23 protein-coding genes are annotated in these 17250 nt (G+C 37.1%); 10 read left to right on the top strand and 13 right to left on the bottom strand.

Features of this window, described 5'->3' with window-relative positions; genetic code table 11:
- Window positions 1-24: 24 nt before the first annotated feature.
- The 7 genes from ASC84_RS06370 to ASC84_RS06340 all read right to left on the bottom strand — a co-directional run bounded on the left by ASC84_RS06370 (window position 25) and on the right by ASC84_RS06340 (window position 5647).
- Window positions 25-618 carry a CvpA family protein gene (locus tag ASC84_RS06370; protein WP_004719444.1) on the bottom strand — a complete coding sequence of 198 codons (594 nt, stop codon included), beginning with the start codon at window positions 616-618 and terminating at the stop codon, window positions 25-27.
- Between the two features lie 3 nt (window positions 619-621).
- Window positions 622-1626 carry a quinone-dependent dihydroorotate dehydrogenase gene (locus ASC84_RS06365; RefSeq protein ID WP_004719442.1) on the bottom strand — a complete coding sequence of 335 codons (1005 nt, stop codon included), beginning with the start codon at window positions 1624-1626 and terminating at the stop codon, window positions 622-624.
- Between the two features lie 89 nt (window positions 1627-1715).
- Window positions 1716-2195 carry a type II secretion system protein GspM gene (gspM, locus tag ASC84_RS06360; RefSeq protein ID WP_056512719.1) on the bottom strand — a complete coding sequence of 160 codons (480 nt, stop codon included), beginning with the start codon at window positions 2193-2195 and terminating at the stop codon, window positions 1716-1718.
- Window positions 2195-3337, bottom strand: coding sequence for a type II secretion system protein GspL (gene gspL / locus ASC84_RS06355; RefSeq protein WP_056512716.1), 1143 nt, complete (start codon window positions 3335-3337; stop codon window positions 2195-2197). Before gspL ends, gspM begins: the two co-directional genes overlap by 1 nt.
- A 38-nt stretch (window positions 3338-3375) precedes the next feature.
- A complete protein-coding gene (locus ASC84_RS06350; RefSeq protein WP_056512714.1) occupies window positions 3376-3831 on the bottom strand; it encodes a histidine phosphatase family protein in 456 nt (151 codons plus the stop codon).
- 92 nt (window positions 3832-3923) lie between these two features.
- Window positions 3924-4997: an NAD(P)H-dependent glycerol-3-phosphate dehydrogenase gene (locus tag ASC84_RS06345; RefSeq protein ID WP_056512712.1), complete on the bottom strand. Its 1074-nt coding sequence runs from the start codon at window positions 4995-4997 to the stop codon at window positions 3924-3926.
- A gap of 74 nt (window positions 4998-5071) precedes the next feature.
- On the bottom strand, window positions 5072-5647 hold the full coding sequence (locus ASC84_RS06340) for a nitroreductase family protein (RefSeq protein ID WP_035371016.1): 576 nt from the start codon (window positions 5645-5647) through the stop codon (window positions 5072-5074).
- 325 nt (window positions 5648-5972) lie between these two features.
- Between ASC84_RS06340 and ASC84_RS06335 the strand changes: the two genes are divergently transcribed.
- Window positions 5973-6353 (top strand): hypothetical protein, encoded by a 381-nt coding sequence (locus ASC84_RS06335; protein WP_056512707.1) that lies wholly within the window; start codon window positions 5973-5975, stop codon window positions 6351-6353.
- A 93-nt stretch (window positions 6354-6446) separates the two neighbouring features.
- Here ASC84_RS06335 and rhlB read toward each other — a convergent pair whose 3' ends face one another.
- Together rhlB and ASC84_RS06325 are read right to left on the bottom strand one after the other, a co-directional pair.
- Window positions 6447-7598, bottom strand: a complete 1152-nt coding sequence (gene rhlB / locus ASC84_RS06330) for an ATP-dependent RNA helicase RhlB (protein WP_004719428.1) — start codon at window positions 7596-7598, stop codon at window positions 6447-6449.
- A 106-nt stretch (window positions 7599-7704) separates the two neighbouring features.
- Window positions 7705-7917: a cold-shock protein gene (locus tag ASC84_RS06325; protein WP_004822370.1), complete on the bottom strand. Its 213-nt coding sequence runs from the start codon at window positions 7915-7917 to the stop codon at window positions 7705-7707.
- Between the two features lie 382 nt (window positions 7918-8299).
- Here ASC84_RS06325 and ASC84_RS22175 point away from each other — a divergent pair, with 382 nt between their 5' ends.
- The 6 genes from ASC84_RS22175 to ASC84_RS23600 all read left to right on the top strand — a co-directional run bounded on the left by ASC84_RS22175 (window position 8300) and on the right by ASC84_RS23600 (window position 11730).
- On the top strand, window positions 8300-8539 hold the full coding sequence (locus tag ASC84_RS22175; RefSeq protein WP_004822372.1) for a sulfurtransferase TusA family protein: 240 nt from the start codon (window positions 8300-8302) through the stop codon (window positions 8537-8539).
- 138 nt (window positions 8540-8677) lie between these two features.
- Window positions 8678-9547 (top strand): RNA polymerase sigma factor RpoH, encoded by an 870-nt coding sequence (gene rpoH / locus ASC84_RS06315; protein WP_004719424.1) that lies wholly within the window; start codon window positions 8678-8680, stop codon window positions 9545-9547.
- Between the two features lie 175 nt (window positions 9548-9722).
- On the top strand, window positions 9723-10088 hold the full coding sequence (locus ASC84_RS06310) for a DUF423 domain-containing protein (protein ID WP_056512701.1): 366 nt from the start codon (window positions 9723-9725) through the stop codon (window positions 10086-10088).
- 50 nt (window positions 10089-10138) lie between these two features.
- Complete coding sequence (gene thiS, locus ASC84_RS06305) at window positions 10139-10336, top strand: sulfur carrier protein ThiS (protein ID WP_004719420.1); 198 nt, start codon at window positions 10139-10141, stop codon at window positions 10334-10336.
- Window positions 10337-10350: 14 nt separating this feature from the next.
- Window positions 10351-11151: a thiazole synthase gene (locus ASC84_RS06300; protein WP_004719418.1), complete on the top strand. Its 801-nt coding sequence runs from the start codon at window positions 10351-10353 to the stop codon at window positions 11149-11151.
- A 162-nt stretch (window positions 11152-11313) separates the two neighbouring features.
- Window positions 11314-11730: a pentapeptide repeat-containing protein gene (locus tag ASC84_RS23600; protein WP_081409326.1), complete on the top strand. Its 417-nt coding sequence runs from the start codon at window positions 11314-11316 to the stop codon at window positions 11728-11730.
- 169 nt (window positions 11731-11899) lie between these two features.
- On the opposite strand, the gene ASC84_RS06290 is transcribed toward ASC84_RS23600, so the two are convergent.
- On the bottom strand, window positions 11900-12631 hold the full coding sequence (locus ASC84_RS06290) for a DUF1266 domain-containing protein (RefSeq protein WP_056512695.1): 732 nt from the start codon (window positions 12629-12631) through the stop codon (window positions 11900-11902).
- Between the two features lie 275 nt (window positions 12632-12906).
- Between ASC84_RS06290 and ASC84_RS06285 the strand changes: the two genes are divergently transcribed.
- The 3 genes from ASC84_RS06285 (at window position 12907) to ASC84_RS06275 (ending at window position 15193) form a co-directional block, all read left to right on the top strand.
- Entirely contained in the window at window positions 12907-13587 is a 681-nt protein-coding gene (locus ASC84_RS06285) for a hypothetical protein (RefSeq protein ID WP_056512692.1), read from the top strand.
- Window positions 13587-14291: a hypothetical protein gene (locus ASC84_RS06280; RefSeq protein WP_056512689.1), complete on the top strand. Its 705-nt coding sequence runs from the start codon at window positions 13587-13589 to the stop codon at window positions 14289-14291. The genes ASC84_RS06285 and ASC84_RS06280 overlap by 1 nt, the downstream gene beginning before the upstream one ends.
- Before the next feature lie 194 nt (window positions 14292-14485).
- On the top strand, window positions 14486-15193 hold the full coding sequence (locus ASC84_RS06275; protein WP_056512686.1) for a hypothetical protein: 708 nt from the start codon (window positions 14486-14488) through the stop codon (window positions 15191-15193).
- A 109-nt stretch (window positions 15194-15302) separates the two neighbouring features.
- On the opposite strand, the gene ASC84_RS06270 is transcribed toward ASC84_RS06275, so the two are convergent.
- From ASC84_RS06270 to ASC84_RS06260, 3 genes are all read right to left on the bottom strand, one after another.
- A complete protein-coding gene (locus tag ASC84_RS06270) occupies window positions 15303-15617 on the bottom strand; it encodes a putative quinol monooxygenase (RefSeq protein WP_056512684.1) in 315 nt (104 codons plus the stop codon).
- 49 nt (window positions 15618-15666) lie between these two features.
- Window positions 15667-16248: an NAD(P)H-dependent oxidoreductase gene (locus ASC84_RS06265; RefSeq protein ID WP_004719408.1), complete on the bottom strand. Its 582-nt coding sequence runs from the start codon at window positions 16246-16248 to the stop codon at window positions 15667-15669.
- Window positions 16249-16448: 200 nt separating this feature from the next.
- Window positions 16449-17060 carry a glutathione binding-like protein gene (locus ASC84_RS06260; protein WP_004719407.1) on the bottom strand — a complete coding sequence of 204 codons (612 nt, stop codon included), beginning with the start codon at window positions 17058-17060 and terminating at the stop codon, window positions 16449-16451.
- Between the last annotated feature and the right edge of the window lie 190 nt (window positions 17061-17250).

Here is a 17250-nt window from a genome sequence, read left to right as displayed (position 1 = left end):
AACTACCTCGCAGACCAGCTAGGACTAATAAAACGGATTCTTTGTCGAATGTGCTGATTTTTCATCGCTTTGAGTATCCGATGATCGATCAGCCTTAGTTACAGAAGTATCATCGGAACGATCTTCTGAATGTATATGATGTAATGCTTCATTTGCAGCATCTTTAGAGATTTCAGATGCCAAAGGTGCAAATGGTAACAGCGTCTGAATGAATTTGGATTGTTTCCACGTTGGAGAACTTTCAACCCACGGTCCCAAACCTTGCATAGTAATGAGGACGATGAACAAACCTTTCAAGGTCCCTAAAGCACTTCCAGCTAAACGATTTAACGGCCCGAGTTTTAAAGTTTTTAAAATCTGATTGAGTAAGGCGGTGACAATCCATGTTAAAACAATAATGACCAAGACAATAAAAGCAAATGCAGCAATTTTCTGCACCACAGGATCCTGACTGAGTGCAGACATTGAAGGTGCGATGATATTGGCATATTTAGCACCGACAATCAGTGCAAAAATCCATCCTATCAAGTTCGCAAAGGCTTTCACGAATCCTTGTCGCAAACCGTTTAGCCCTCCAATGAGCAATAGAATCAGAATAATAATGTCTAAGGTATTCATATTTTAAATCATAGCGTCAACACAGTCTTTAATGAGTGTAGGACCTGTATAGATCATACCACTATAAATTTGGACTAAGCTTGCACCAGCTTGTTGTTTTGCAACAGCTTGTTCACCAGATAAAATGCCACCAACACCTATTAAAGGAATTTTACCTTGTAAAATTTTTGAAAAAGCCGCCAAACATGCCGTGCTCTTTTCAAATACGGGCGCACCTGACAAACCACCCGCTTCATCACCAAATGGTAAACCTTCAACACCCTCACGGGATAATGTTGTATTGGTCACAATCAATCCATCAATTTTAAACTGCAACAATTGTGATGCAATAAATTCGATATCTGAAGCTTCTAGATCTGGTGCAACTTTCAACACTAAAGGAACATAGTGCTGCAATTCTTCTGCCAACTCTAACTGACGTTTTTTGAGTGTTTCCAAAAGTTCAGTGAGCGCATGGCCACTTTGTAAAGAACGTAAATTCTTGGTGTTTGGTGATGAGATATTAACAGTAATATAAGATGCGTAGTTATAAACTTTTTCAAGACAAACTAAATAATCGGAAACTGCATCTTCAACTGGTGTTGTGGCATTTTTACCAATATTGATACCAAGAATGCCTTTAAATTTTGCGGCTTTAACATTCTCAACCAATTGATCCACACCATCATTATTAAACCCCATACGGTTAATAATTGCTTTGGCTTGAGGAATACGAAAAAGACGTGGCTTGGGATTGCCCTCTTGTGGCTTAGGCGTAATGGTTCCAATTTCAATAAAACCAAATCCTAAACCCGCTAAGGCATCGATATAAGCGCCATTTTTATCCAGTCCCGCTGCTAAACCAACTGGATTTGGAAACTCAATTCCCATGCAAGTGACTGGTTTGGCAGCAACAGTTTGACGAATCGCCCCCATTTTATGGGCAGATTTAAGCATGGATAATGTGAGTTCATGTGCACGCTCTGGTGCTAAAGAAAACAACAAAGGGCGAGCAAGTGAATACATCATAGCTACAAAAGTCTACTGCTTTTTAAGTTGCCATATTATAGGCACAGTATGTTGAAAAGGCTATGCTTGAACTGTGTTTATTTTCACTACTACTGTACCGTCGCTGTTAATTTAATCTGCCCACCTTCTTTGGCTAACTCCATCTTTTCCAAACTCACACCCATTTGGGCAATTTGGGTTAAAAAGTTAGCTAAAACGGCATAGTTTTGATGTTGTGCAATAATCTGAAATTGCTCACCCACTTGCTGCGAGGCAACCGAAAGCCCTTGTTGTTGTGCCACACGCTGAATTTTATCTGCAGTGGTTAAGGCCAAATCATCTGCGGGCTTCATGGTCACTACATTACTCTGCATCCACACCACAAGATCTTTCATCTGATTTAAATGTGCTTGCTGTTTTTCGGCAGCTTTATGGGTGTACCACAACGCCGCACCCACAATTGCCACAATGACAAAAATCGTGGTGAAAACAACCATGACACGTTCACGTGGAGATATTTTTTCTAAATTCTCTGCGATTTTCTCAGACCATACATCCAGTCGATTTTGCACATTTTCCATTGTTTTCATTATTGTATCTTCACCAAACCAACGACAGATGCACCTTGCGTCTGAACATTGCCTAATTCTGCTTTAAAGCCTTGTTGATTCAGTTGCGTCACCAAGGTTTGTAAGCCTTCAGCATTTTTCGCCACCAGATCCATATTTAACACTGCTGTATCATAATTTACACGACTGGCAATAATCTGATGCTGCATTAAAATTGGCCCAACACGACTGAGTAATTGTAAAGCTTGGGTATTTGCACTCTGACTTAAAGCCAATTTATTTTTAAACTGACGTTCTACAGACTCTTCTGTAATCCGTTGCTCATTTGGAAACCATTTTTTGTACTGATCAACTGCAATCAAAGCAGTTTGATCCGCAACTTTCTTCAGCTTAATCCAACGCAAAGCATCGTAACTCAATTGCGCAATGATCAAAACAACCACCAAAACTGCACAGGCTTGCCAATAACGGGAAACACCTTGATTGGCTTGCTTGGCTTTTGGCAATACATTATAAGGATGTAGTTTCGGTTTTTTGATTTCACTAAATTGATAATCAAAAGGCTCACGCTGATCCGCTGCTGCAATGGCAAATAAACTGACCGCTTGCTCATCTGTCAATCCGCTATATAAATAGCTTTTCTCTCGATCAGCGAAATCCAAATATACATTCAGATCATCAATCGAATTACCCAGAAACTCACTTTCTCGAACCAATAATTGCCCGTTGACATTGGCCAAAATCGTCTGTCCGACTTCTGGTACAGGCAGCATCAAAAAGTCAGGTAATAAAGAGACAATTTTTAACGGAATCAATGACAAGGAATGCTGCATTGTGGTAACAGCATATTGATGAATCCCCAATATTGAAACCTGATCGGGTTGTTGAAAGTGTGAAAACACTTTCATCTGATCAATCGGCAAAATCACATATTCTTCTAATAAATATTTGACACCATCTACACCCAATTGTTTATATTGAGTTTTACTGAATTTCTGTTGAAGAATTTGCACTTCACGACTTGGGAAGAAGACCACAGCTTCTTCACCTTGGTAAAGTTTAATATCTTGTATTAATTGTTCTAGGCTCGAAGATTTAGTCCAATCACTTCCTCGAGACCACTGCCAAACCCCATTGGCTTCAGGCATCCATAAGTACAACATTTATCGTTTTCTGCCGTTAAGTTCTTTTAACAATGCTTTTATACAGTTGGAATAAAGGCTTTATCTTGTGTAGATAGACCATTTGCAATCACAGTTTGCTCATAAATACGAGCCTCTGCCAAGGCAAAAGGATTAAAATGCTCATGTGTCAGTTGTTCTGCAATATGTGCCACAACATTCATATGACATACCACCACAATACGTTCAAATGGCAATTGTGACAACCATTCGATTGCTAATTTTGCATCATCATCTGGCTTTATTTTGTCACAGACCAATACAGATACATTCGGGAAGTAAGTCTGTATGTGCGCCAATGTTTCTTGTGCTCTCAATAAAGTGCTGACAACAAATACATCCGGCTGCACGATTTCTTTTAAAAAATTAGCCGTTTGTTCTGCTTGTAAATGCCCACGTTGTGTTAAAGGCCTTTTACTGTCCACCCCATTGACGGGTGGAGCTGCTTCACCATGACGTACCAAAGTCAGTTGCATAAGATTTCCTTTTTAATACTGCACTGATTATAACGAGGCTTTGTTACAAATCCATCTCTAAAGTTTTGAATATTGTCCCAGCAAATGCTCAATCAGACTTCGTTATGTGGAAGCACAAACTCTACATCACTACGATGCCCATTCTTCATCAAAGAAACGGCAATATTCAGTGGTGGCGCCCCTTCAAAAATAACTTCATACAATGCAGTGGTAATTGGCATATAGACATCCAACTCCTTTGCACGTGCATTGACTTGTACAATAGTGTTGATCCCTTCAGCAGTTTGCCCCAATTCAGAGGTTGCTTGTTCCAGTGTCTTTCCAGAACCTAAGGCAAAACCAACTTGATAATTTCGGCTCAACGGGCTGTTACAGGTTGCGAAAAGATCACCCACACCAGACAAACCTAAGAATGTTAAAGGATTTGCCCCCAACTTAACTGCAAAGCGACTCATTTCAGCCAAAGCACGGGTTAAAATCATACTCTTGGTATTTTCACCAACTTTATAAGCAGCGGCCATTCCCATTGCAACAGCATAAATATTTTTAAGCGCTCCACCCAGCTCAACACCATGTACATCATCACTGCCAAATACTCGAAACAAGGCACTGTGCAGTGCTTGTTGTACGGCATAACGTACTAATTCACTATCACTGGCAATCACTGTACCTGCTGGTTGTCCTGCAACAATTTCTTTGGCTAAATTGGGCCCTGAAAGAACACCATAAGGAACTTCAGGAAGCTCTTCACGAATAATGTCACTCATAAAGCTAAAGGTTTTTGCTTCGATGCCTTTGGTTAATGAAACAACGGCTTGTGCACTAATAAAGGGTTTAATTTGACGTAAAACATCACGAAAAGAATGGCTTGGGATTGCCACCAAAATAATATCGCGATCACGCACTGCCTCTTCTAGATTTGACTCAGCACGTAAACCCGCCTCCAATTGAAAATCAGGTAAATAGCGTTTATTGACATGAGTCGCATTAATTTCAGCTGCGATACTTTCATCGCGAATCCAAATCATGGTGTCACAACCATTACGTACTGCTGTATTTGCCATTGCTGTACCGAAACTACCACCACCCAGCACAGTCACACGCAACGCTGTTTTCTGACCCAATACAATAGGTTCAACTAAATCTTTAAATTGTAAATCCGACATTTATTGTTATCCTAAAATGCTTGTCCTAATAACCCAATGATTTTTCAATCTGAAAATATCAATAACTTTTTGACTCAAGCTTGCCAAAAATGAACATATTGTGTTGTTTCAATCTCTGCACGCGGGGCAATCGCTTTTGCCGCCGTGCCGACATAAATAATGCCTGAAATTAAATCTCGTTCAGCTAAACCCAGTGCTGATTTTAATAATTTAGATTCAACAACCGCCCCACTCCGCCACATGGTTGCGAAACCTTGTGCCTGCATCGACAATAAAAAGTTTTCAATTGCAGCCCCTGAACTCAGCGTTTGTTCAAAAAAAGGCACTTTAGGATGATCCTGAAATTTAGTCACGGCAAGCACCAAAATAGGCGCTCTAAAAGGATGAAGTTTTACCCGTTCAACTTGGGCTGGATCTAATTCACCTAAGTCAGCAATAGATTGTGCCAGTAATGCACCAAATGCTTCACGTTGCTCAACATCCACGACAATAAATTGTGTGGGTTTTAAACGATGATGATCGGGTGCTGTTAAAGCGGCTTTAAATGCAATATTCAGTTGTGCGTGTGAAGGTGCAGGTTCAACCAAATGACCAATCGATTGACGTTGATGAATATTGTCATGTACTGCTTTGAAGTTTAAATCTGACATTGACCTATCTATTATCTGGTTAATTTCACTTGTTTCAAGATTAGCATAATCTAAAATCATTAAGCTATCTCCGACAAAATTTACTTGGCATCTGTCAATATTACATACAACTTATTGTTAGGTTATCAATGCGCATGATTGCTCACAAAAAATGCCTTCGATACCCTTTGGCTTCGAAAATAAAGCCAAATCATCAATAAACTTAAAAAAAAACTGCAAAATTTATACATGTTTCTCAATATTTAGCCCACATTCTATGCTCAAATTATAACTAATTTAAAAGCAGTATCTTTTTAATTTTTAGTACAGGAATTTGAGAATCAATATGAATAAATTAACAACGATCACTTTACTTGCTAGTTCAGCGTTACTCTTCACTGCGTGTGCATCAAATCCAACACAAACTTTAGCGATTCAAAAAGCAGATAACCAGTATGAAGTCACTGGCTTAGGTAAAGACCAAATTACCGCAAAAAATAATGCCATTACTGCAGCAAACAAAACTTGCGGAAAAAAAGGTGCACCAGTCTTAGTGGATGAAAAAACTGAATATCATGGCAGTTTAAAAGGTGTGGTCGATGAACAGACTGGAAAAATGATCACTGCAGCAGCCGGTGTATTAGGTTCAGTAATGGGCAAAAACTACGGTATTGAAAAAGATACGGACTATCAAACAACACTGACCTTTAGCTGTAAAGCAAGTTAATCCGTTTAGCCTTCTAAACTAAAAATAGTCATTAAAAAACCCACTTTAAATAAGTGGGTTTTTTAAACACAATTTGATAAAGAAACAAAAAACTTAGCAATAACCATCTAATCGCGTTAAAGGCAATTTTTGCCCAATCGCTTTCTCAATAGTCGGTAAATTAAATGCATCATCTTCAGACAAGAAACTAATACTTACACCCTGTGTACCTGCACGACCTGTACGACCAATACGATGTACATAATCATCTGACTGTTCAGGTAAAGTGAAATTCACCACATGAGATACGCCATCAACATGAATACCACGACCTGCAACATCTGTTGCAATCATAATATTATGTTGACCATTTTTAAATTGATCCAACATTTTCAAACGTTTATCTTGCGCTATTTCACCTGATAGCATCACCACTTTATAACCATCTGCTTTTAAATGATCATAAAGTTTACGCACTTGATCACGGCGATTGGCAAAGATCATCACTTTTTCAATGGGTTCATCTGCCAAAATTTCGCGCAATAAGCGATATTTATCTTTCTTTTCGACTACATATACACGCTGTTCAACATCAGCATTGGTTTTCTTTTCAGGCTCGATTTCTACTGTAACTGGCTCACATAACCATTGTTGGGCAAGATTGAGAACATCATAGCTAAATGTTGCCGAGAACATTAAGGTTTGACGTTGCTCTTTACGTGGCGAAAAACGCACAATCCGTTTAACTGATGGGATAAAGCCCATGTCTAATAAACGGTCAGCTTCATCAATCACTAAAAATTCAATTTGATCTAACCAAACTTCTTTTTGTTCTGTGAAATCAATTAAACGACCAGGGGTTGCCACTAAAATATCAACAAAACCTTGATCCAGTTGTTTTCTTTGCTTATCAAAATCTACGCCGCCAACCAAAGTCACGACATTTAAATTGGTATATTTGACCAAATCTTTTGCATCATTTTCAATTTGAATTGCAAGTTCACGTGTTGGCGCAAGAATCAATGCACGTGGTTCACCACGGAAACGTTGTTCTTTAATTGGGTTTGTGAGCAAATCATTAATAATACTGACTAAAAATGCCGCCGTTTTACCTGTGCCGGTTTGAGCACGACCAATTGCATCATGACCTGCTAAAGTATATTTCAATACTTTTTGCTGAATTGGGGTCATTTCTTTAAACCCTAAAGCATCAATCGCTTGTTTAAGTTGCGGATGTAAATTAAGGGTTTCGAAACCTGATGACATAAATACGAGCTCTAACTGTAGACACTTTTAATTGCGCCCATTATAAACAAAAAACGCCCCAATTTATAAGAAATTGGAGCGCCACTTAAATTTTAAAAATTTAAGATTAGTCTAAAGGCTGAACTTCTTCAGCTTGAAAACCTTTTTGACCTTGCACAACACTGAATTCAACGCGTTGACCGTCACGAAGTGAACGATGACCGTCACCTTGAATAGCACGGAAATGAACGAATACGTCATCACCGCCTGCGCGTTGGATAAAGCCGAAGCCTTTAGTGTCGTTGAACCATTTAACTACGCCTTGTTCACGAGCTGTCATAAGTTAATCCTCAGTTATTAAGAAAAAGGGACCACCCGGTGTTGCAAACAGCAGAGCAAACAAAGTTTTAAAATATTTTCTAATTTCAAAGCTTGTAATCATTCTGTAAAACTATTAACAAAATCCCGGTTACATCCATCTTGTAATAGGGTTTCAAAACAAGAATTGTTTCTGATAAATCCTAAATACGCAACGAGCTTAACATGGGTTTATGACAATTAATAGAATTTTTTTTGATAATTATTTTCGATATCAAGCGTGTTTTTTAAACAGCTTCACGATTATTTTTTATTTGTTGAAGAATCTTCCAATTTTTGTTGGGGTGTTTCAATAAACTTGGTAAAATATGCGTTCCACAACCCTGTTGTTACCTTGCCAAAAAATGAATGAACCTTTAGGTCAGACAGCAATTGAAATAAATTGTATGGGTAAACCCTGTCCAATGCCTCTATTAATGTTAAAGCGTGAATTAAAAAGAGCATTGCCTCATCAAATATTTCTTTTAATGTCCTCTGATCCGCACAGTGAAATTGATATTACGCGTTATTGCGAGATCAACAAGATTTCTTGCCAATTGACTAAACGATCAGAGCATGAATTTCATTACTTAATTGAATCTTAATTATTTTCAATTCAAATTATTTTTTGCAAATTTGCATATATTTTTACATTTCGATACCCAAATTTCCTTACTTATGTACAATATTCGAATTAAGATGAATGCATTAGCTATACAACGAAATTCCTATAAGGAGAACCCATGAGTGACAGCAGCAATCAGTTGATGCCCCTGTCCTTATCTGCACCAGGTGTTAACTTAGGTGCTTATATCAGCACCGTAAATCAGATTCCAATCTTGACAGCTGAACAAGAAAAAGAGTTAGCTGATCGCTATTTTTACGATCAAGATTTAGATGCTGCGAAAATGTTAGTGATGTCTCACTTACGTTTTGTGGTGCATATTGCGCGCAGTTATGCGGGCTATGGTTTGCCACAAGGTGATTTAATTCAAGAAGGTAATCTCGGTTTAATGAAAGCAGTTAAACGCTTTGACCCAAATATGGGCGTGCGTTTGGTGTCTTTTGCTGTGCACTGGATTAAGGCTGAAATTCATGAATATGTGATTCGCAATTGGCGTATTGTCAAAATTGCGACCACTAAAGCGCAACGTAAATTGTTTTTTAATTTACGTAGCCTAAAAAAATCAAGTAAAAAACTTACACTTGAAGAAGCACAATCAATTGCCAATGACTTAAATGTAACAGCAGAACAAGTCTTGGAAATGGAAGGTCGTTTAACTGCTTATGATGCTGCTTTTGAAGCTCAAGGTGATGACGATGACGAAGGTTCAACTCATGTTGCTCCAGCGCTTTATCTCGAAGATAACCGCTATGATCCTGCTCGTTTAGTCGAAGAAGAAGATTACGAAGAACAAAGTACTTCAGCTTTGCATAATGCTATGGAACAGTTAGATGATCGCTCACGCAACATCTTACAGCGCCGTTGGTTAGATGATGATAAATCGACCTTGCATGAACTGGCTGCAGAGTACAATGTCTCTGCTGAGCGTATTCGTCAGTTAGAAAAAAATGCCATGGACAAAATCAAAGTTGCCATGTCATCCAACTAAATCTTCAAAACTGTCTGCATACCAGACCAATATTTATATTTTCAATAAAAGGGCGACATGCCCTTTTATTTTGCCTGATATTTTTGTCAAATCTTTATTCTTAATAGATTTTGCCTTTAATCCCGCTTCAAAATTGTGTTAATGTTATGCGCAAATTTATGCAGATGACTGGCTTATGTGGATTGCAATTTCAGCACTGAATTTAGCGCTTGCAGTAATCTTAGGTGCATTTGGCGCACATGGTTTAAAAGCTCATGCAACTGAAGCACAGTTGGCATGGTGGCAAACAGCAACCGATTATTTTTTCTACCACGCACTGGGCCTGTTGGCACTGTCAATTCTCAGTAAAGTCATCCCACAACTTCCAATCAAAGCCAGCTTCTTACTCATCCAAATCGGTATTTTATTTTTCTGCGGTTCGCTTTATGTCATGGTGCTGGGTTTACCACGAGGTTTAGGTGCAATTACACCCATTGGTGGAGCACTGATGATTGTAGGTTGGTTAGTCCTCGCATGGAATGCATTGAAATACGCTAAATAAAATTATTTTGAATTTAGATATCACAATTTGCGCAATCGAATGGAATGTATATGCAAATTTTCTTAAATGGTGAGCCTCAAGAGACCGCTTGCCAAAATCTTTTACAACTGGTTCAGGAACTTTCACTCGAAGGTAAACGCTTTGCCGTAGAAATGAATGAAATGATCATTTCCAAAAGTAAACTTGAACTTACCCCTATTGCTGAAAAAGACCGTATTGAAATCATTCACGCTGTCGGTGGCGGCTAATTTGGAGCTCTCCCATGCTAGATTTTCCTACTGAAAACTCCCCTCTTATTATCGGTTCTCGTACTTTTCAATCACGTCTTCTCGTGGGTACGGGTAAATACAAAGACATGCAAGAAACTGATTTAGCAATTCAAGCCAGTGGTGCTGAAATTGTGACAGTGGCGATTCGCCGAGTAAACATTGGGCAAAATCCAGATCAACCCAACTTACTGTCAATCCTTCCACCTGAAAAATACACCATCTTACCGAACACAGCGGGTTGTTTTGACGCCAATAGCGCAGTACGCACCTGTATGCTTGCACGTGAACTTTTAGATGGGCATAACTTGGTCAAATTGGAAGTATTAGGTGATGAGAAAACCCTATATCCAAATGTAACCGCGACACTTGATGCAGCTCGCACATTGATTGAAGATGGTTTTGAAGTGATGGTATATACATCGGATGACCCTATTGTGGCTCAAGAACTTGAAAGTATGGGGTGTGTTGCGATCATGCCTTTAGGTAGCTTAATTGGTTCTGGCCTAGGCATTTTAAATCCGCATACTATTTCAATTATTAAAGAAAATGCCAAAGTGCCAGTTTTGGTTGATGCTGGTGTAGGTACTGCAAGCGATGCCGCAATTGCAATGGAATTAGGTTGCGATGGCGTATTGATGAATACTGCGATTGCCGCTGCACATCATCCAATTTTAATGGCATCAGCAATGAAAAAAGCGGTTGAAGCTGGACGTGAAGCCTATTTGGCGGGTCGTATGCCACGTAAACGAATGGCAAATGCGAGTTCACCAGAAACAGGTTATTTCTTTAAATAAGCCATTTCAAATGCACCTACTTTAAGCTAAGTTTTCAATGCGATAAATGAAGACGATAAACTTTGCCTCGTGAAAATGTAATTGTTTATACAATAAAAAACCCTTAGCATATTTATAAGCTAAGGGTTTAATTTTTAAATTTAATCTATTAATTTAATAACAATGTTATTTAAATATATTGATCTTACTGGAAAAGTTATCACCTTTTTAAAATTTCTTGATTTATCAATTTCTTCTAATCAAAATCTATATAAATGCCTTTGGATCGAAAACACAATAAGCAATTGCATTTTTGATTCGACCTTAATGAAGAAAGTAGAGTTTCTAAAACGTACTTTTAGGGACTGTACCTTTTTGAATTTACATTTTATAAAAGGAGGTTTTAATGAATCATTATTTGATTCTTGCTCTTTCTTAAACGTAAAATTTGACACATCTGATCTATCCGATGTGAGGTTCAAAAACTGTGTATTTGAACAAGTTGATCTGAATGGTTTATTGCTTAACGAGCACAAAATAACCCTGCTATTTTCCAAACAAGGAACAATTACATCTATTGCAACAGGTAATAACAGATAAAATTCTATTTTTTATTCATTTTTACTTACCGAGCTATTCAATGCTAACAACACCATCACGATACTTAGTAACTGCAATTAGAAGAATTACAATAGCAATAACAGGCTGTTTTAAACAACCTGTTTTTAACTCAAAATGATGTCGATTATTCCTGAACAACTATACAAATTTACTGAAATTGATAACGCTGATAAACATCCACATCTTGTATTTTACGTAGTGCAGGATTCTGACTGTGCAATATTTGTTTAGCTTCAATGATAATATCATCTAAATCAAAGCCATTAATTGCTCTTCCAAGTAAAAAAGATACAGTATAGTCTGTCCAGCTTTTTCCATGTTGCGTGGCTTGTTTTGCGGCTTGTTCCATAATACTCCAAGTCTCACTTTCAGATAAATAACCACACCAATAACACCATTTAGCTAAAGAAACTGCGCGTCCGACATCCCAGGCATAAGCTGATTTGGTTTGCTCCACAAGAGAAATATCAATCCCTAGGCCTTTTGCTATACTTTTTTGAATTTTCGCTAAGTCTGAAGAAGGAAGCTGCACAAAGGGTTCAAATTCACTACTCCGCTGTAATTCGAGTAAATCACCCAATACTTCTTTTGCTTCCTTAGCATTGGATATCTCCCATTGCTGTTTCAATCCATAAATGTATTGATTTAAATCATCTTCCGGATAAATACCTAAAATTTTTTCACCTCTGTGATAAAAAAGAATTGCACCAAAGGTTAGTAATCTCTCTTGTTGCCTAGTCAAAGGCGTCCCTGAATTATGATGATTAAAGCCATCCAATTGTTTCTGTTTTCTTTTTTTCATCATGGTGTGCAAGAAAAGCATATAAATGATAAATACACCAGCAACCACACCTATGATCAAATAAATCTTTATGTTCATCTGTTCTCCTTTTTTATCGTGACACTCTATTTTGAGCATTTAGTCCATAACTTTGCTTTAATTCATATCAGTTCGGTTTTCATGAACCAAGTATTCTTATATGTGATTTAATTATCAATATAATAGATTAATAATAATTAATTCACAATTTACAATAAGATTTAATTGTTGTCACCAATTATTAAATGATTCATTTTAAAAGTTTTAACTTGCTTAAAAGATTCTTCAAAATCTCGTTATAGGTTAAAGTGATAAAAACTTGATCAGGATATATGATGATTAAAACAATATTTTCCACCCTTTTATTGGCAACATGTTCATCCATGTGTTTAGCAAACCCAGCCACCTCATCCTTACAAAAATTTGTACCAAATAATTGGGAAATTCTTGCTCAAGCAGAAGGTGATTTGAATCAAGATGGTAAAAAAGATATTGCCCTCATCATCCAACCTAAAAATAAAAATCAACACAATCGAAAGCTTTTAGTGCTTTTTCAAAAAGGCCAACAATTACAACTCAAACTAAGTCGAAAAATTCCTAACTGGACCTATCGTTCAGAAGAACTCTGTATCGAAGATGCTCTAGATGACTCTACATTGACGATCGAAAATCAACGCTTAGATGTGTTATTCAATACCATGTCATCCTGTAGCAATACCTATGGCTTGATGTATACCTATGGGTTTAAACTAAAAAACAATCAATTCCACCTGATTGGATTTGATGCTTATGATTTAGATAAAATTAGTGGTAAACAAAAAGAAACCAGCCTTAACTTTCTAAGCAACAAAGCCAAAGTGACCACAACGCCAAATATCTTTGCAGAAGTTGAAACACCAGCCAAAATTGTTTGGAAAACACTGAGAACTACGACAAGCTCCACTTTGGAGAATATTCCTTGGAATAGTGAAGAATTTATTCATAACTTTAGCGTTCAATTTATTGGAGAAAAATAATGAAAAACAAAACTGAATTACTTTTATTTTGTGCATTAACAACATGCTCAACTTTGGGTTGGGCAGGCACCAATACCAAAGCTGACTATCAATCATTTATCCCTAAAAACTGGAAAGTGCTGAGTAAAGTACAAGGTGACTTAAATGGTGATCAACAAGCAGATCTTGTTTTGATTATTGAAAATACGGATCCAAAAAATATTGTGACAAATGAAAGCTTAGGTAATCCTCAGCTGAATTTAAACAATCGAAAGTTATTAATTTTATTTAAAGCCCCTCAGGGCTATCATCTTGTTGCAAGTAATTCCAAGCTTCCCACTGAAGGTGATCAAGAATCCCCTTGCCTTACCGATCCTCTAGGCGAAGGAGACCCACTCACCATCAAAAATGGATTAGTTAAAATTAATTTACATTATTGGCTCAGTTGCGGTTCATGGTCTGTCTATAACAACGCTTTTACTTTCCGTTATCAAAACCAGTCTTTTAAGCTGATTGGTTACGATACAGATTACTTCCATCGTGCATCTGGTGAAACCAGTGCGAAAAGTATCAATTTTCTAACAGGTAAAATTAAAAATACTACAGGTGGTAGTGCGTTTGAAAATCAGGATCAAGCTAAGCAAGTTTCTTGGTCCAAATTAAAGAACAGTTATTCACTTAAACTTGAGCAAATCAATTTTAAAGACTACGGCGAGTTTGAATAAAGCACGTTTCGTATCTACCAACGATTCATAAATATGCCATATTCTTCTGAGAATAAAGGTGTCGAAGAGGACTCGATATTTGCCATAAAAAATTAGCTAAGACAAGGTAATCAAAAATGATAGCTTGGAGAGATGCCTAAAAATAGGCATAAATTTAAAAACAAATTTACGATTCAGTGAATTGGAAGAAAACCATGAAAAATAACAATCTATTACTTCTATTTTTTACATTAACAGTCTGCTCAAGTTTAGTGTGGGCAGAAACCAATACTGAAGCTGATGTTCAAGCTTTCATTCCTAAAGATTGGAAAATACTTAGCAAAGTTCAAGGTGACTTAAATGGTGATCAACAAGCCGATATGGTGCTGATTATTGAAAATACGGATCCCATAAATATTGTTAAAAATAAATTCAATCATAAAAAGCCAGCAAATCTTCTACTTAACCAAAATGAGCGAAAATTATTAGTTCTATTTAAAGACGCTCAAACTTACCGCCTTATCGCAAGTAATTCTTCACTCCCTAGAGAAAGCAACAATGAACGCCCTTGCCTTATCGATCCATTGATTGTGGACAATTCACCAATCATCCAGAATGGACAACTTAAGATCACATTAAATTACTCGTTTCGTTGTGATTCATGGGAGGTCTTTAATAATATTTATACTTTCCGCTATCAAAACCCATCATTCGATCTGATCGGCTATGATTTACATTATTTCGATATACCATCAGGTGACAGTCGAACTGAAAGTACTAATTTTTTAACAGGGAAAATCAAAAATGTCACCAGTACGCAAGAACTTGATCGCAAAAATACACCAAAAATATCCTGGTCAAAATTAAAGAAAGTACCTTTGCCCAAACTTGAGCAAATCAACTTTGAGCGTTATGTTCAATAATGGATGTCTTTTATAAATTATTTTTTAAAAACAATAATTCAACATAAAAGAATCCCTCACCCTAGCCTTCTCCCAAAGCGAGAATGAACCTCTTAATGGTGAATTAACTTTAAAATCCTTGTTCTAAAATACGGATTTTAACATCAGCAACATGCTCTTTTACTTCAAGTTGATACGCTTGCATATGCTCAGTTTGTAAGTGTGCATTGAGATGCTCAATACTTTCCCATTTTTCAAGCATCACGATCAAATCAGAATCCTTGCTTTGATAACTTACATCAACACCAGCGTCGACCAATAGCTGATAACCATGACAGCCTTGCTCTTGTAATACTGTCGGGGTAATTTTCTTAAATGCTTGGATAATTTTATCTTTGTGTAATCCATTTGGATATGCACGGATTTCAGCCACAATAGTCAACATATTAGACTCCTTAAATTTTTTAAACGAGATATTCAAAATTCCAATTTGCTTAAGCAAAAAGCTGCTGTAAATGCTGGCGATATGCCTGTTCATATTGCGCAATTTGTGGTGCTTTAATCACATCATTGACAATAAACGTTTCTAAACTTTGCATTCCTAAGAATTGATTGGCTTTATGAAAAGGTAAATACACACCATCTACACCTACACCATGGAAAAATTGCTCAGGATCATCAAAAGCTTGCAAGGGTGCATTCCAAGTTAACGACAACATATACTTTTTCCCCTGAATCAAACCACCTGAGCCATATTTCTTGGCAGCATCAGAACGACTACGACCATCGTTGGCATATAAACTGCCATGACCAGTGGTAAAAACATCATCAATATATTTTTTCATGGTCCACGGTGCACCCATCCACCAACCTGGCATTTGATAGATCACAACATCCGCCCAGAGATATTTCTCTACTTCTTCTTGAGCATCGTAATTTGCATCGGTACGTGTCACTTTTACACTGTGTCCCAAATCGCTAAGCACGTCTTCACCCAAAGCAGTTAGGGTATCGTTTAATTCACCATTTGAATGTGCAAACTGTTTAGCACCATTTACGATTAAGATATTACTCATTGTTTACCTATGTTTTGCCAATACGCTTGATTTATGGCGCAACTATAGAGCTTATTTTTATCGCAAAAAACGCAAAAATAAGCAAAACATTATTGACTAAAAATCAATAATAAATATCTTTGCCTCTTTCTGTCCATTTCACTTTAATCAATTCAATAAAAAAGCACCCGTAGGTGCTTTGTATATCGATTCAAGCATATTTAAGGAATTAAACCTTCATCACGCATTGCAATCTGTACAGATTGACGTTCAGCGACTTTATTGCGTAATGCCACAATATTGGTAAATGGGGTTAAATCATGATGAATCGAATTCGACCAATTTGTCAGTACAAACAAATACGCATCAGCAGGACCAAAGCGGTCATTGACCAAATAATCGTATTCTGACTCGGCAAGATAGTCATCTATATATTTCAACATCTTATCTATGGTTGCATAGCCACGTACTTTTTCATCTTCAGTGATCGCTGGGTCAAAGAAGACGGCATATTCATCATGCAACTCTGAGTTTAAATAACCCAACCATTCTAAAACTTTAGCACGTCCCAAACCTGATGGTGGGATCAAATCCTGTTTAGGATCGTGTTGCGCAATAAAAGGCAGTACTGCAACATTTTCAGTTAAAAGCAAACCTGGATTGATTTCTAATGCGGGTACATAGCCTTTTGGATTGATTTCGTAATAATCTGCGCCCTTTTCTGTTTTATGCGTTTTTAAATCAACACGTTCTAAATCAAAATCAACATTAATTTCGTTGAGTAAAATATGGGCAGCTAAAGAACATGCACCTGGTGAATAATATAATTTCATATCTAATCCTTGTTATATGACTGTTTAAGTTGTAAATGGCTCAGATCACAATTTCAAGTCGTAAAACATAAAATTGCAAAAAGCATAAATTTATAAAATCAGCTATAACTTGAATATTCAACAAAATGAAGACTTTTTCAAGTCAAAGTTAACTGCTTTTTCACTAAAAGATGTTTTAACATACGCATCT

Source organism: Acinetobacter sp. Root1280, assembly GCF_001425285.1.
Lineage (GTDB): Bacteria > Pseudomonadota > Gammaproteobacteria > Pseudomonadales > Moraxellaceae > Acinetobacter > Acinetobacter guillouiae.
This window is presented reverse-complemented; position numbering and strand designations above follow the sequence as displayed.